Consider the following 15298-nt stretch of genomic DNA (forward strand, 5'->3'; position numbering starts at 1 on the left):
ATCGGCAACGTTTTACGCTGTCGACGGGCGCTAATGTAGGAGAATCTGATCCCAGCGTCAATAGCCTTGTGCCATAACCGCGTGCGTTTAGCCAAACTTCCAGCAATCTGCTGATTTGTCGCACGATCATCCCGCCTTCTCCATGTCAGTTTATCCTTGCATAGTGTGGCAAAGCGCGAAAGGATAGCTAAAAATCCACCGAATAAGGGAACCGGCAGTGAATATCATTTTCTATCACCCGTTTTTTGATGCACAAGATTGGCTGGCAGGAATGGCGCAGCGCTTACCACAGGCGAATATCCGGGCATGGCAGCCGGGGGACGATCGCCCGGCGGACTATGCGCTGGCATGGCGGCCACCTTATGAGATGCTGGCCAATCGCCGCGATTTGAAAGGGATCTTTGCCCTGGGGGCAGGGGTAGACGCCATCCTTGAGCAGGAACGCCAGTATCCCGGTAGCCTACCGGCAGGAGTGCCGCTAATCCGGCTAGAGGATACCGGCATGGCGCAACAGATGGATGAATACGCGCTGGCTGGCGTGTTGCGCTATTTTCGCCGTTTTGATGAGTATCAGCTGCAGCAACAGCAGCAAAACTGGTCGCCCCTTGAGCCTCATCAGCAGAGCGATTTCACCATCGGCATTTTGGGCGCAGGGGTGTTGGGGAAAAGCGTGGCGCAAAAGCTGGTGGCGTTCGGTTTTAACGTCCGTTGCTGGAGCCGCAGCCCCAAGCAGATTGAGCACGTACAGAGTTTTGCCGGGCAGCCTCAGCTAGCGGCGTTTCTTGATGGCACGCGGTTGCTCATCAACCTGTTGCCCAATACGCCTGAAACGGCGGGTATCCTCAACCGCCAGCTGTTTAGCCGTTTGGTGCCGGGCGCTTACCTGATCAACATTGCGCGCGGTGCCCATCTGGTGGAAGACGATCTGCTGGCAATGTTGGAACAAGGGCAACTGGCGGCCGCCATGCTTGACGTCTTCGTCAACGAACCTTTGCCGTCCTCTCATGCCTTCTGGCGTCATCCTCGTGTCACGATTACCCCGCATATTGCTGCTGTTACCCTGCCGGAACAGGCCATGGATCAGATTAGCGCCAATCTCCTACGGCTTGAGGCGGGTGAACAGCCTGCTGGCCTGGTTGATATGCAGCGTGGCTATTGATGCTTTCCCAATCCGTTAACCTGTCGCTAGCGGCGTTAACTGCTATCATGAACAAGGATCGGCCCGCCATCCGCTGACCCTGGCGAGCGCCTAAGAAGGAGAAAGAATGTACCCCGTTGATTTACATATGCATACCGTAGCCAGTACCCATGCCTATAGCACCCTGCACGACTATATCGCCGAAGCGAAACACAAAGGCATCAAACTGTTTGCCATCACCGACCACGGTCCGGATATGGCCGATGCACCACACTACTGGCACTTTATGAACATGCGTGTGTGGCCACGCCTGGTGGATGGCGTTGGCATTCTGCGCGGCATTGAAGCCAATATCAAAAACCTGGCCGGTGATATCGACTGCACTGGGCCAATGCTTAACGAAATCGATCTGATTATTGCCGGGTTCCATGAGCCAGTGTTTGCTCCGCAGGATCGGGCCGCCAACACCGAGGCGATGATTGCCGCCATGGCGCAGGGCGATGTCCATATCATCAGCCATCCGGGCAATCCCAAATATCCGGTCGATATCCCGGCGATAGCCGCAGCGGCAGCCAAATATCAGGTAGCGCTGGAACTGAATAACTCGTCGTTCATTCATTCCCGTAAGGGCAGTGAATCAAATTGCCGTGCGATAGCTGCCGCAGTGCGTGATGCAGGCGGCTGGCTGGCATTAGGCTCAGACTCGCACGTGGCTTTTGCTCTCGGTGGATTTGAACACTGCGAGCGTATCCTTGAGGAAGTGAATTTCCCGCAGGACCGTGTGTTAAACGTGTCACCGCGCCGGATCCTGAACTTTCTTGAGCAGCGTGGCAGACCGGCAATTGCGGAATTAGCCGATCTGTGACATCGTCACGGCAAATTTTCTGTTTTATAGGGTGTTATCATGAATGAGTTTTCCGTTGTCTGCCGGGTGTTAGGCACGCTGTTTTACCGCCAGCCACAGGATCCGTTGTTGGAGCCGCTGTTTACCTTGATCAAAGAGGGCAAACTGCAACAGCACTGGCCACTCGAGCAGGACGAACTGCTGACTCGTTTGCAACAGCATTGTACCGATCCGCAGTTAGCCGCCGATTTTAACGCTCTGTTTGTGGGTAGCGAATGCAGTGTGTCACCACTGCGTTCGTCCTACGTTGAAGGTGCCAGCGAAGCAGACGTGCGGGTATTCCTCCAGCAGCGTGGGATGCCATTAGGTGAAGCGCCAGCCGATCATTTCGGTTCGCTGCTGCTGGCCGCCTCCTGGCTGGAAGATCAGTCGCAGGAAGATGAAGTCCAGGCGCAAATCACGCTGTTTAACGAGTTCTTATTGCCTTGGTGTGGCCGTTTTCTGGGTAAGGTTGAAGCACACGCCACCAGCGGTTTTTACCGTACTCTGGCAGAGATCGCTCGCCATGCCATCGCCGCCATGTGCGATGAGCTAGCAGAGTATGAGCAAGGTAAAGAAGGGCAGGACGAAGAAGAGTAAATATAGAGGGCGCAGCAAGCACTGCGCCCCTTAGAACGATTAGTCGGTGAATGGGATCACCAACTGGCCGGGCTTTACTTCCAACCCTTTAGCCAATTTGAGTGCCATCGCTTCCGTTTTGCTCTTATCCGCATTGAGAACATACACCGGCTTCTGATCGAAATACGATTTCAACGACTGATTCAGGTAAGGCGACAGAGCCTTCATCACCGTATCCATCTTCTCCGGCTGCACCTGGTAATCGACCAACTCCATGTCTTTGAGGAAGATCGCACCCTTCTCGCGATCGTAGACCGGTTGCGCTTTCAACGTCAGTTGCAAATCGGCAGCCTGTGGGCCGAGGATCGAGGTGATGTTGACCTTGGCATTGCCGGAAAGCGTGACCTTATTAGGCTCAGTGCGACCAATCTGGCTCTGCAACTGGGTTAACACGATATTGGCATCAACCAACCCCGGTACGCCGATCTGCTTTTGGTAGTCGTTGTGTTTTTGCAGGTAATTATTCACTTCCTGCTCGCTGACGCTGTATTGGGTAAGCTGGTTACAGCCGATAAGCGTACCGGCAACGACCAGGGCGGCTACGCCCATCAGGATCTTCTTCATTCAAACCTCGTAAAACGGACAACGGAAATGCGGCAAACTTCGGCTGTTGTAAGCCGAAGGTGACTGCCAGCAAAGAAAAATTTCAGCCCGCAGGATAACAGATGACGCGATGCAAAGGGTTTTTTACCGAATCGGATAAGGCTGAAATTACCTATCGCCGCAGGCGCCATATCAACAACACCACGCCTCCCAGGCAGGTTAGCCCACCGAGCGCGGGGAACAGAGGAATGCCCCATAGCTCGCTGGTGGAGCGCATCAACCCCAGTGCGAAGGCCGCCGTGACGATCGCAATGGCCAATGTGACCGCCGCGCGCTCCAGAGCCTGGCTAAGCTGGCTGAGATTTTTAACGTTGATTTCGGCATCGATCTTGCCCTGCTTTAAACGGCGCATCAGCAAACGAATGGCCTGCGGCAGTTCCTCTCCGGCATCCAGCGCCTCACCACCTAGCAACAATGCACGGCGGCGTAGCGCTTCGGGCGTGAAACGCTGAAGCATCACCTGGTGCAGCATTGGTTTCAGGGTGACAACGATATCGAAGGCGGGATCCAAACGGTGCAAAACGCCATCTGCTGTTATTAGCGCCTTGAATAACAGCACCAGATCGGGGGGCAACGGCAACTGGTGTTCGCGGGCCATTACCAGCAGGTCGGTGAGTGCTTTGCCTAGCGTCAGGGTGGTCGAAGCCTGCTTATCAAGAAAGTTTTGCGCTGCCTGTTCCAGATCGGTCAGATCCAGCTCCTGGCTGTCTGACCAGGCGATCAGCGTATTGACAATACCGTCGCTTTGGCGCTCCGCAATGGCCTGCAGCAACAGCAGAAGCTGGTTACGCCGCCGTTCCGACAGTTGGCCAACCATGCCAAAATCGATAAATCCCACGTGGTTGTCGCCCAAGGCCATCACGTTACCGGGATGAGGATCGGCGTGATAAAGCCGATGTTCCAGCACCATGGTCATAAAGGCCTGCGCACCACGCTTTGCCAGCAATGGGCCGTCGAACCCGGCGGCGGCTAATTGCTGAGGATTTTCTGGGGCGATACCGGGCAGATATTGTTGTACCAGCAGGCGTTTTGACGAATGCTGCCAATAAATTTTCGGGATCACCACTTCGGGCTGTTTGGCGAAGTGTTCTGCAACCCGATCGCAATTATTACCTTCATGCGTCAGATCCAGCTCGTGGTTGAGTGCGGTGGCCAGCGTTTGCACCATTTGGTGCGGGCGATAACGCGCCAACGCTGGGCTTTGTTGCTCCACGGTTTCGGCCAGATAGGCCAACAGACGCAGATCGGCATGAATGGTTTTAGCTAACCCTGGGCGTAACACTTTCACCACCACTGACTCGCCACTGTGCAGGCGGGCGCGGTAGATTTGCGCCATGGAGGCGGCGGCTAGCGGGAGCGGATCGAACTGGGCAAATACCTGCTGAGGGTCACCGCCCAGATCGGCGGTGATCTGCTCGGCAAGCTTTTCCCAAGGTAGGGTGGTCGCCTGGCTATGCAGGCGCTCCAGCTCGTCGGTCCAGCGCTGTTCCAGCAGATCGGTGCGGGTGGCCAGGATCTGGCCGAATTTAACGAAGGTTGGCCCCAGGGCTTCCAGTGCCGCGCGCAGGCGTTCTGGTAATGTCTGATTATCGACCTCCACACCGCCGCTGCTCAAGCCACCAAGCAACTTACCTAACCCGAGCAGTCTGATGACGTCCTGCAAACCGTAGCGGATCAGTACCGATGAGATCTCTTGCAGCCTGGCACGGTCACGAGCGGTGACAAAAACCATTTTTAGCATCTGCGCGCTACTCCCTTATCGCCGTTGCGGATCATTGCTCCATATCGAACAGTAACGGAATATCAACGCGCTGCGCCATGCGGTTGCGGTAAGCCTCCACATTGTCCGGCAGGGCGACACCAGCCACGATTGACAGCGAGCGTAATACCGGGAACAGATGAATATCATCCTCACTGAGGGTGCCGTTGACTGCCTCCTTGGACTGGATCAGCGGGGAGAGAGCGGCGAGATCTTCTTCCAGTTGGGCGATCAGATCGGCGCTGTCGGCCAGTAACACGGCAAAATCACCGCTGGCCGCCTGTTTTTTGTCGCTGAAATAGCGGCGTGCGTTGTCAGTGGCGAACTCTTCGAAATCGGCATTGGCAAAGCGCGGTAACAACAGTTTGTTGACGTAGGTGGCGGTGTGTTGCAACCAAGCGGCGATGGCCGGATTGGTTTTCCCCGTCAGTAGCGGTTTGCCGTCCAGGCTATCGACGTAATGCACGATATCCATACTTTCGGGCAGATAGCTACCGTCGTCTTTTTGCAGGATTGGCGCCATTTTCTTGCCGATCATGCTGGTGGGGGTGATTTCGTCATCGCTTAGCAGGGTCACCAAACGCACCGGCAAATTCTTGAGGCCGAAAATCATGCGGGCCTTTACGCAGAATGGGCAGTGATCGTAAATAAACAGTTTCATACATGCTCCTGTTGTCAGGTTTAGCCAACGGCCATTGTTGTGGGATGATGCGCCATCATAAGCCTTTCTGCGCCAATTTTTGTACTATCAGGATAGCAACTTTGACCGATTAGGTCGCCAGAGACTGGGCGCAAGAGATGCGCCCGTGCAAAAATCAGCCACCACGGAGGATTGCGGGGGCGGCGGTACGAGGATTAAATTGCCAGTACAAGGCAAACAGCGTGATAAAGCCTACCAGTCCCAGCAGGAACCAGGGCAACTCCGGCCTGCCCATCGCATGACCGGTGTCATACATCCAGCCACCGCCGGTATAACCCAATGCGCCACCGAGTGCCAACCCCAGGCGGCTAAAGCCCATATAGCTGCCGCGTGCCCGCGAATCGGCCAGTGAGGCGCTCAGGGTCTCACGTGCCGGTTCCGCGATGATCGATCCCAGGTAGAAGCAACAGATCAGGGTAAACACCGCTTGCAGGCTGGTGGCAAAGCCGACGGGCAGCAGGCTGAGGGTCATCAGTAATAAGCCGGCCATCAGGCGTTGCTCCAGCCGGAAGTGCTTTTCGCTCCAACGGGCCAGTGGGTATAACAATGAGAGCGACAGAGCGGCTTCGATGGCGTACATCCATTTGACTGCCGACGGTGAACCGGCGATCTCGTTGACCACGATTGGCAGCATCAGCATCACCTGCACCGATAACATGTAATAGCCGGTCAACGTCAATACATAGGTCAGGAAGCGGCGATCGCGCAGCACGCGCATCATGCCTTCCTTCATCGGTGCCCGTATGGTGGAGATCCGGTAATTGGGTAAAAGCCAGGCGTTCCAACCTGCGGCCAGCACGAAAATACCGGCGCCCACCCAGCAGACGAAATGGAAATCGTACTGCAGCAGCCAACTGCCGATTAACGCACCGATCACGGCACCAGCGCTGTCTTGCATCATCAGCAGCGAATAGAAACGGCTGCGTTCATGCGGGCGGGTCAGTTTGATCACCAGTGCGGTACGGGGCGGATCGAACAGGGTGCCGCCAATGGCGGACAGGGCGCAGGAAAACCACAGTATCCAGGGTTGATCGGCCATCGCCATGGTGGCAAAGCCCGCCGCACGCAGCAGCATGCCGGTGACGATCATCGGTTTGGCGCCAAAACGGTCAGCAATCGCTCCACCAAAGATCCCCAATCCCTGCTGAATGAGCTGGCGTAACCCCAGTGCCAGCCCCACGACCACGGCCGCCCAGCCAAGTTGATCGACAAAGCGAATAGAAATAAGTGGGAAGACGACGAAAAAGCCTAAAACCACCAACAGGTTATCGAACAATAAAAAATACTTACCCAAGCTCCGAGCTTGCGATACCAGAGACATGCTTCACCACGAGCAGTTAAAAGGAGAGGAAAACCACCTAGATTATTCTCTACCCAATATGCGGCGGCTGATAGGGGGGCGATAGATAATATTTTTTAATCGTCAATACGTTACCTGGGTGGCAAAACTACACTTAAAAATGGGCAAAACGACTAACTGGCTATTTACTGAACGCTCAGGGGCTTACCTGCCGGGCGGGCTACGGTTATATTACCGGGGGAATATGCGGTTTTACGCCGATAGTCTGCCATGAGTCATGCGAGATAACGCCTGGCCCTGGAGACGTTGACCCAATCAATACTTCTTATCGAACCGTTCTGACCGCGGGGGAAATGATGTTTGGCTATCGCTCTGCATCACCGAAAATACGCCTTACCACCGACCGGCTGGTTGTCCGTTTAGTTCACGAACGCGATGCCTACCGCCTGGCCGAATACTATGCCGAAAACCGGGCGTTCCTGAAACCCTGGGAGCCGGTGCGCGATGATAGCCACTGTTACCCCTCTGGCTGGCAAGCCCGCCTGGGGATGATCACGGAAATGCAAAAACAGGGCAGTGCCTACTATTTTATCCTGCTCGATCCGGAGGAACTTCATGTGTGCGGCGTCGCCAATTTCAGCAATGTGCTGCGCGGCTCATTCCACGCCTGTTTCCTGGGGTATTCCCTGGGGGAAAAGTGGCAAGGGCAGGGGTTGATGTACGAGGCGTTGCAAACGGCCATCCGTTATATGCAGCGCCAGCAGCGGATGCATCGCATTATGGCCAACTATATGCCGCACAACCAACGCAGCGGTGCGTTGCTGACCCGGCTCGGTTTTGAACGCGAAGGCTATGCCAAGGATTACCTGCTGATCGACGGACAGTGGCAGGATCATGTACTCACCGCATTGACCAATAAAGAGTGGCAACCACCACGCTGAGGCCGTACCAATGAAATATGAATTAAATGCCAAAGAAGCCCGAGTGATCGGCTGCATGATGGAAAAGCAGGTGACCACGCCTGACCAATATCCTCTTTCCCTGAATGCCATTACGCTGGCCTGTAATCAAAAAACCAACCGCGAGCCGGTGATGGACCTGCCGGAAAGCGAAGTCCAACAGCAGCTTGATTTGCTGTTAAGAAGGCACTTCCTGCGCACCTTAAGTGGTTTTGGCAATCGGGTAGTGAAGTATGAGCAGCGTTTTTGCAACTCCGAGTTCGGCCAACTGAAACTGTCACCGGCCGAACTGGCGGTGATTGCGACCCTGCTATTACGCGGCGCGCAGACGCCGGGTGAACTGCGTACCCGCACCAACCGGATGCATGAATTCAGCGACGTCAGCGAAGTGGAAGAGGTGTTACAACAGTTGACGACCCGTGAAGATGGGCCGTTTGTGGTGCGTTTGCCGCGTGAGCCAGGTAAACGGGAGAGCCGGTTTATGCACCTGTTCAGCGGCCAGATTGACGCGGCTCCGGCCGAAGCCGAGGAGACCAATGCTGGTGAACTGGTTGAACGCGTGGTGCGCTTGGAGGCCGAGGTCGCCGAATTGAAGCAACAGGTGCAGCAACTGCTGGCGCGAGGTCAACATGAGTAAACTGCGTATAGGGGTAGTGGGGTTGGGCGGTATCGCGCAAAAGGCTTACCTGCCCATTCTCGCTCAGGCGGTGGACTGGCAACTTGTCGGCGGTTTCTCACCGAATCAGCAAAAGGCCCAGCCGGTATGCGATAGCTATCGTATACCTTATTTCTCTCGTCTTGATAGCCTGGCACAGCAGTGTGATGCGGTGTTCGTGCACAGCAGTACTTCTAGCCATTTTCAGGTGGTGGGTGAACTGCTGGCGCAGGGCGTACACGTCTATGTCGATAAACCGCTGGCGGAAACGCTGGAGCAGGGCGAGCAGTTGATCGAACTGGCTGCAAAGCAGGGCGTGGCGCTGATGGTGGGCTTCAACCGCCGTTTTGCACCGCTGTATTGCCAGCTGAAACAGCAAATGCAACTGCCGGCCTCGATCCGCATGGACAAACACCGTGCCGATAGCGTAGGGCCAAAGGATCTGCGTTTTACCCTGCTGGATGACTACCTGCACGTGGTAGATACCGCGCTATGGTTGGGAGGTGGTAGTGCCAGCTTGCAGAGTGGCCAACTGCGCGCTAACGAAGCGGGCGAGATGCTCTACGCGGAACACCACTTTGCCTGTGGTGACACCATCGTCACCACCAGCATGCACCGGCGTGCTGGCAGCCAACGGGAGAGCGTGCAGGCAGTCACCAACGGCGCGGTCTATCAGCTGAACGATATGCGCCAATGGCTGCGGGAAGACCCGCAAGGCGTGGTCGAGAAACCAGCCCCAGGCTGGCAAACCACGCTGGAACAACGTGGTTTTGCCGGTGCGGTGCACCATTTTATTCAGTCCGTCAGCAACCAGAGTGTGCCGGAAACCGCCGGAGAACAGGCCATTTACGCCCAGCGATTGATCGAGAAAATGCTGCGCGATGCCAGTTAACCCCATGTAACATATGGCGGTAGCTATTAGCGGCGTGCAGCCGTAGACTAACGCCACTCAACTGACGCCTGCCGATGCAGGCGTTGATATTTACCCGTCGTACTCATCAGAAAAACCACATGAATCTACTTAAATCACTGGCAGCCGTTAGCTCGATGACCATGTTTTCACGGGTGCTGGGCTTTGCGCGTGATGCCATCGTGGCACGCGTTTTTGGGGCAGGGATGGCTACGGATGCGTTCTTCGTGGCGTTCAAGCTGCCAAACCTTTTACGGCGCATCTTTGCGGAAGGGGCTTTCTCCCAGGCGTTTGTGCCGATCTTGGCGGAATACAAAAGCCAGCAAGGGGAAGAGGCAACACGCACCTTTGTTGCCTACGTTTCTGGCCTGCTGACGCTGGTGCTGGCGGTGGTGACCGTGCTTGGCATGCTGGCCGCGCCCTGGGTGATATTCATTACGGCTCCGGGGTTTACTGATACGCCGGATAAGTTTGCCCTGACCTCGTCGCTGTTGCGTATCACCTTCCCTTATATTCTGCTGATTTCACTGGCCTCGCTGGTGGGGGCGATCCTCAACACCTGGAACCGTTTCTCCATACCGGCCTTTGCGCCAACGCTGTTGAACGTCAGCATGATCGGCTTTGCGCTGTTTGCCGCGCCGTACTTCAATCCGCCGGTGCTGGCTTTGGCCTGGGCGGTGGTGGTGGGGGGCGTACTGCAACTGGGTTATCAATTACCGCACCTCAAGAAAATTGGCATGCTGGTATTGCCGCGCCTGAAGTTGAATGACGCTGGCGTATGGCGCGTGATGCGTCAGATGGGGCCCGCGATCCTGGGGGTTTCGGTCAGCCAGATCTCGCTGATCATCAACACCATCTTCGCCTCGTTCCTGGTCTCCGGCTCGGTTTCGTGGATGTATTATGCCGACCGCCTGATGGAGTTCCCGTCTGGGGTATTGGGCGTGGCATTGGGAACCATCCTGCTGCCGTCTTTGGCGAAGAGCTTCTCCAGCGGTAACCATGACCAATATAACCGTCTGATGGACTGGGGGCTGCGTCTGTGCTTTGTGCTGGCTTTACCGAGCGCCATCGCGTTGGGCATCCTGGCCAAGCCGCTAACCGTCTCGTTGTTCCAGTACGGCAAGTTCAGCGCCTTTGATGCGGCGATGACCCAGCGTGCGCTGGTGGCCTATTCGGTTGGCTTGATGGGCCTGATCGTGGTGAAAGTGTTGGCACCGGGTTTCTACTCGCGCCAGGACATCAAAACGCCGGTCAAAATTGCCATCATTACGCTGATCATGACCCAGGTGATGAACCTGATATTTATTGGCCCACTGAAGCATGCCGGGCTTTCGTTGTCGATTGGTCTGGGAGCCTGTCTGAATGCTTCGCTGCTGTATTGGCAACTGCGCAAGCAGGATATTTTCCAGCCGCAACCAGGCTGGGCGATGTTCCTGTTCAAGCTGGTAGTCGCCGTGTTGGTGATGGCTGCGGTATTGCTTGGCGTGATGTGGCTGATGCCGGAATGGGATCAGGGTAATATGCTGGCTCGCTTACTGCGTCTGGCGGTCGTGGTAGCCGCGGGGATTGTTGCCTACTTCGCGGTGCTGGGGATCCTCGGGTTCCGTCCTAGAGACTTCGCTCGGCGGGTAGACTGATACCACGCCGCTAATCATCAGATAACAAAAAGGTCGCTAACGCGACCTTTTTTACGGCTATCGAATGGATTACATGCGTTCGACGGTTTCGATCCCGAGCGTATCCAGACCGGTTTTCAACGTCTTGGCGGTCAGCAGGGCCAACTTCAGGCGGCTCTGACGGGCCTCTTCGCTTTCGGCGTTGAGGATCTGGCAATGCTCGTAGAAGCCTGAGAACAGCCCCGCCAGGTCGTACAGATAGGTACACATCACGTGTGGCGTACCTTCACGGGCGACCACGGTGAGGGTTTCTTCGAACTGTAGCAGGCGAGTTGCCAGTGCGACTTCACGCTCTTCGGTCATCACTAACGGCAGCGTCAGGTTGCTTTCGTCCACGCCAGCGCGCTTGAACACCGAGGCGACGCGGGTATAGGCATACTGCATATACGGCGCGGTGTTGCCCTCGAAGGTCAGCATGTTATCCCAATCGAAGATGTAGTCAGTGGTACGGCTTTTCGACAGATCGGCATATTTCACCGCACCGATGCCGACCGCGTTAGCCACGTTCTGCATTTCGTCGGCAGGCATATCCGGGTTTTTCTCGGCGATCAGCTTGCTGGCGCGTTCAACGGCTTCATCCAGCAGATCGGAAAGTTTGATGGTACCGCCTGAACGGGTCTTGAACGGTTTGCCGTCTTTACCCAGCATCATGCCGAACATGTGGTGTTCCAGCGAGACGGAGTCTGGCACGTAACCTGCTTTGCGCACGATAGTCCAGGCTTGCATCAGGTGCTGATGCTGGCGCGAGTCGATGTAATAGAGAACACGATCGGCACCCAGGGTCTCGAAGCGGTATTTGGCGCAGGCGATGTCGGTCGTGGTATACAGGTAGCCGCCATCTTTCTTCTGGATGATGACCCCCATCGGATCGCCGTCTTTATTTTTGTACTCGTCCAGGAACACCACGGTGGCGCCTTCGCTTTCTACCGCCAGCCCTTTCGCCTTAAGATCGGCAACGATGCCCGGCAACATGGCGTTGTACAGGCTTTCGCCCATCACGTCATCTTCGGTCAGGGTAACGTTCAGGCGGTTGTAAGTCAGTTGGTTCTGCGCCATGGTGATGTCCACCAGTTTGCGCCACATCTTCAGGCAGTATTCGTCGCCGCCTTGCAGTTTCACTACGTAACCACGGGCGCGCAGGGCGAAATCTTCATCCTCGTCGTAGTGTTTCTTGGCTTCGCGGTAAAATTGCTCCAGATCCGACAGCCCCATATCGCTGGCGTGCTCGTTCTGCATTTTCTCCAGGTAGGCGATCAGCATGCCGAACTGGGTGCCCCAGTCGCCCACATGGTTGGCGCGTACCACTTTATGGCCCAGGAATTCCTGAGTACGGGCAGCAGCATCGCCAATAATGGTGGAGCGCAGGTGACCCACGTGCATTTCTTTTGCCACGTTGGGCGCAGAATAGTCGATCACGATGGTTTGCGGCTGAACGGGTGCAATGCCTAATTTAGGGGCAGCCAGGGTAGCGTCTGCCTGGCGGGCAACCCATTCGCTGTTCAGGAAAATATTGATAAAGCCCGGGCCGGCAATTTCCACTTTGCTGCTGATGTCACCCAGCTCCAGCAGTTGCACGACTTTCTCTGCCAGCTGTCGTGGCGGCATACCAAGATTTTTGGCAACGGACATCACGCCGTTGGCCTGATAATCACCAAACTGTGCTTTTGCGGACTGACGAACCTGAGCTTCGCAATCGGCAGGCGCACCTGCGGCAATCAGCGCCTGGCTGACCTTATCTGATAGAAGAGCCTGAATATTCACCGGGTTACCTTAAATGACAAACGAGGGCCGTGCAGTACGCCCTCCGGATCAAAAGGTGGTTTTACTCTGTTGGCCTGCAAAGCGCCTTGGCGGCACCACTTGCAGTCCAGCAGGGACGACGCCGCACATCGGGGGCGACGCTCAACCACAAAACAGCCTGCAATTGTAACCGATTGACGGCACCGCGTCAGTAGTTGACGCGGGCTGGCATGGTGAAAGAAAGGAAAAAGTGAAGGCAAAAAGTTAAGTTGGTGGATCTAACCATCCGCTGTCATTGGTTTGGTGGGCGCGGAATAGTGGAAACTCTAACGCTTTTTATTGCCTCGGCCAGAACGCAACATACTATTCTGGCGGGTTCTGAAATGGCGATAAATCGCGTAGCCAGCAATAGCGATTAAAACAAGAGATATACCTAATAGGGCCATATTTATTTATCCACAATCAAATGCTGTCTTAACCTAACTTATTAACGTCATCGAATCAATTGCAAGGGCTATGTTTAGGATTGTTCGCATTATTTCTGTTTTTTATACGTAAAAACATGGCATTACATTTGCTATGGGATTAGGTATAAATCTGATTTAAAGCGATTTATATACATTAGCCTTGAGAAAAAAGAATGATAAAGCATTAATTATTTTTAAGTGTTATCAAGATGGTTTAATTGAATGTGACATAAGAAGATTCCTGATTACGTAATCTGTTGCGAAGGGTAATTCGGTCTAAAATAGGCACCGGCGCTACAGAGGCAACATTATGTTGATCCGTTAGGTTTTTATTCTCTGATCCGTAGCCTCCGGGCTGTTCGACGTGTAGATTATTGGCCTGCCAAAGATCCTGGAGAGCCTGAGAAACTTATGACTACTTTGTCATCGATCGCCGAACTTAACGACCTGACGCTGGATTTACCTCGCTTTGAACTGGCGCTGGAGCAGTTTGCGCAACGGCTCCATCTTGAGCTGGCAACATTCAGCGCAGACCATATTTCGCTGCGTTGCCATCAGAACAGTACCGCTGACCGTTGGCGTCAGGGGTTACTGCAATGTGGATCGCTGCTTTCGGAAACGATGATTAACGGCAGGCCGATTTGCCTGTTTGATCTCCATGAGCCACTGAAGGTTGGCCCCTGGCAGATTGATTGTATCGAGCTGCCGTACCCTGGCGAGAAACGCTACCCGCACGAAGGATGGGAACATGTTGAGCTGGTACTGAGCGGCGATCCCGCTACCTTGTATGCCCGTGCCCTGGAACATCTTTCGGATGAAGCCTTGCTGCTACCGGGCATCAAACTCAAGCAGAGCTCACCAAAAGGTGAGGGCGAACGCTTGGCTAATCCGACCTTGGCGATCACCAATGGCAATGTCACCATCAAATTCCATCCGCACTCTATTCGTGACATCGTGGCCAGCGAACGGGCCGAGCGGTAGCGTGTCGCGAATGGGGGATTAGGAGGAAAATGATGTATTCACGTTATTTATCCGACTTAACGCTACCACTGTGACTGCGATCGATCCATTAATCAAAATTGAGTGCCATAGTTAGCACCTTGTGCCGTTAAGACCTCGATCAGGTTGTCATCCTGTGACTTATAGGGCGACCGGTAAACGTTTGCTGTAGCATTTTTGACCGTTATCTGGGGGTAACAATAATGAAGCTGGAAGTTTGTTGCTATAGCGTCGACTGTGCCATAACAGCAGAGCATGCGGGGGCTGACCGCATAGAATTGTGTGCTAGCCAGAGTGAGGGTGGGTTGACGCCGAGTTTTGGTTCGTTACGGATGGCTCGGGAGCGGGTAACGATACCCGTTCATCCAATAGTACGCCCACGCGGGGGCGATTTTTGTTACAGCGCCGTCGATGTCGAGATTATGAAGAACGACGTGGCGCAAATCCGCGAGATGGGCTTTGCCGGTGTGGTCATCGGCATGTTGGACGACGAAGGGCATATCGATCTTGCGCGGATGCGTGAGGTGATGAAATTAAGCGGTGATATGGCGGTGACCTTCCATCGTGCTTTCGATATGTGTCAAAACCCGATGGTGGCGCTGGAGCAACTGACGCAGCTCGGCGTGGCACGCATTCTGACCTCTGGGCAGCAGCAGAATGCCGAGCTGGGTTTACCGCTATTGCGTGAACTGCAGCACGCCAGCCAGGGGCCGGTGATTATGGCCGGTGCCGGTGTCCGTTTAAGTAATATGCATAAGTTTGTGGATATCGGTATTCAGGAATTGCATAGCTCGGCCGGGCATACGGTGCCTTCCACCATGCGTTACCGTAAGGCGGGTGTCACCATGTGTGCCGATAATGAGTTTGACG

The 15298-nt window shown here is 54.9% G+C and carries 14 protein-coding genes; 9 read left to right on the forward strand and 5 right to left on the reverse strand.

Features of this window, described 5'->3' with window-relative positions; translation table 11 throughout:
* The first annotated feature begins 217 nt into the window (after positions 1–217).
* From ghrA to ACLQ7H_RS23760, 3 genes are all read left to right on the forward strand, one after another.
* Complete coding sequence (gene ghrA / locus ACLQ7H_RS23750) at positions 218–1159, forward strand: glyoxylate/hydroxypyruvate reductase GhrA (RefSeq protein ID WP_411754790.1); 942 nt, start codon at positions 218–220, stop codon at positions 1157–1159.
* Positions 1160–1265: 106 nt separating this feature from the next.
* Positions 1266–2003 (forward strand): phosphatase, encoded by a 738-nt coding sequence (locus ACLQ7H_RS23755; RefSeq protein WP_411754791.1) that lies wholly within the window; start codon positions 1266–1268, stop codon positions 2001–2003.
* A 39-nt stretch (positions 2004–2042) separates the two neighbouring features.
* Positions 2043–2621, forward strand: a complete 579-nt coding sequence (locus ACLQ7H_RS23760; RefSeq protein ID WP_411754792.1) for a molecular chaperone — start codon at positions 2043–2045, stop codon at positions 2619–2621.
* Positions 2622–2660: 39 nt separating this feature from the next.
* Here ACLQ7H_RS23760 and ACLQ7H_RS23765 read toward each other — a convergent pair whose 3' ends face one another.
* From ACLQ7H_RS23765 to mdtH, 4 genes are all read right to left on the reverse strand, one after another.
* A complete protein-coding gene (locus tag ACLQ7H_RS23765) occupies positions 2661–3224 on the reverse strand; it encodes a lipoprotein (RefSeq protein ID WP_411754793.1) in 564 nt (187 codons plus the stop codon).
* Positions 3225–3375: 151 nt separating this feature from the next.
* Positions 3376–5004 carry an ABC1 kinase family protein gene (locus ACLQ7H_RS23770; protein WP_411754794.1) on the reverse strand — a complete coding sequence of 543 codons (1629 nt, stop codon included), beginning with the start codon at positions 5002–5004 and terminating at the stop codon, positions 3376–3378.
* A gap of 31 nt (positions 5005–5035) precedes the next feature.
* Entirely contained in the window at positions 5036–5683 is a 648-nt protein-coding gene (grxB, locus tag ACLQ7H_RS23775) for a glutaredoxin 2 (RefSeq protein WP_411754795.1), read from the reverse strand.
* Positions 5684–5837: 154 nt separating this feature from the next.
* Complete coding sequence (gene mdtH / locus ACLQ7H_RS23780; RefSeq protein ID WP_411754796.1) at positions 5838–7043, reverse strand: multidrug efflux MFS transporter MdtH; 1206 nt, start codon at positions 7041–7043, stop codon at positions 5838–5840.
* Positions 7044–7378: 335 nt separating this feature from the next.
* Here mdtH and rimJ point away from each other — a divergent pair, with 335 nt between their 5' ends.
* From rimJ to murJ, 4 genes are all read left to right on the forward strand, one after another.
* Positions 7379–7963 (forward strand): ribosomal protein S5-alanine N-acetyltransferase, encoded by a 585-nt coding sequence (gene rimJ / locus ACLQ7H_RS23785; RefSeq protein ID WP_021181129.1) that lies wholly within the window; start codon positions 7379–7381, stop codon positions 7961–7963.
* 10 nt (positions 7964–7973) lie between these two features.
* Positions 7974–8618, forward strand: a complete 645-nt coding sequence (locus ACLQ7H_RS23790) for a YceH family protein (protein WP_411754797.1) — start codon at positions 7974–7976, stop codon at positions 8616–8618.
* Positions 8611–9528, forward strand: a complete 918-nt coding sequence (locus tag ACLQ7H_RS23795; protein ID WP_411754798.1) for a Gfo/Idh/MocA family protein — start codon at positions 8611–8613, stop codon at positions 9526–9528. Before ACLQ7H_RS23790 ends, ACLQ7H_RS23795 begins: the two co-directional genes overlap by 8 nt.
* 119 nt (positions 9529–9647) lie before the next feature.
* Positions 9648–11183: a murein biosynthesis integral membrane protein MurJ gene (gene murJ / locus ACLQ7H_RS23800; protein WP_411754799.1), complete on the forward strand. Its 1536-nt coding sequence runs from the start codon at positions 9648–9650 to the stop codon at positions 11181–11183.
* 69 nt (positions 11184–11252) lie between these two features.
* On the opposite strand, the gene argS is transcribed toward murJ, so the two are convergent.
* Positions 11253–12983 (reverse strand): arginine--tRNA ligase, encoded by a 1731-nt coding sequence (gene argS / locus ACLQ7H_RS23805; protein ID WP_411754800.1) that lies wholly within the window; start codon positions 12981–12983, stop codon positions 11253–11255.
* Between the two features lie 857 nt (positions 12984–13840).
* On the opposite strand from argS, the gene ACLQ7H_RS23810 reads away from it, so the two are divergent.
* On the forward strand, positions 13841–14410 hold the full coding sequence (locus tag ACLQ7H_RS23810) for a VOC family protein (RefSeq protein WP_411754801.1): 570 nt from the start codon (positions 13841–13843) through the stop codon (positions 14408–14410).
* A gap of 218 nt (positions 14411–14628) precedes the next feature.
* The coding region (gene cutC / locus ACLQ7H_RS23815) for a copper homeostasis protein CutC (protein ID WP_411754802.1) at positions 14629–15298 on the forward strand (670 nt) is incomplete at its 3' end.

The organism is Serratia sp. (in: enterobacteria) (assembly GCF_046715635.1).
Taxonomy (GTDB): domain Bacteria; phylum Pseudomonadota; class Gammaproteobacteria; order Enterobacterales; family Enterobacteriaceae; genus Chania.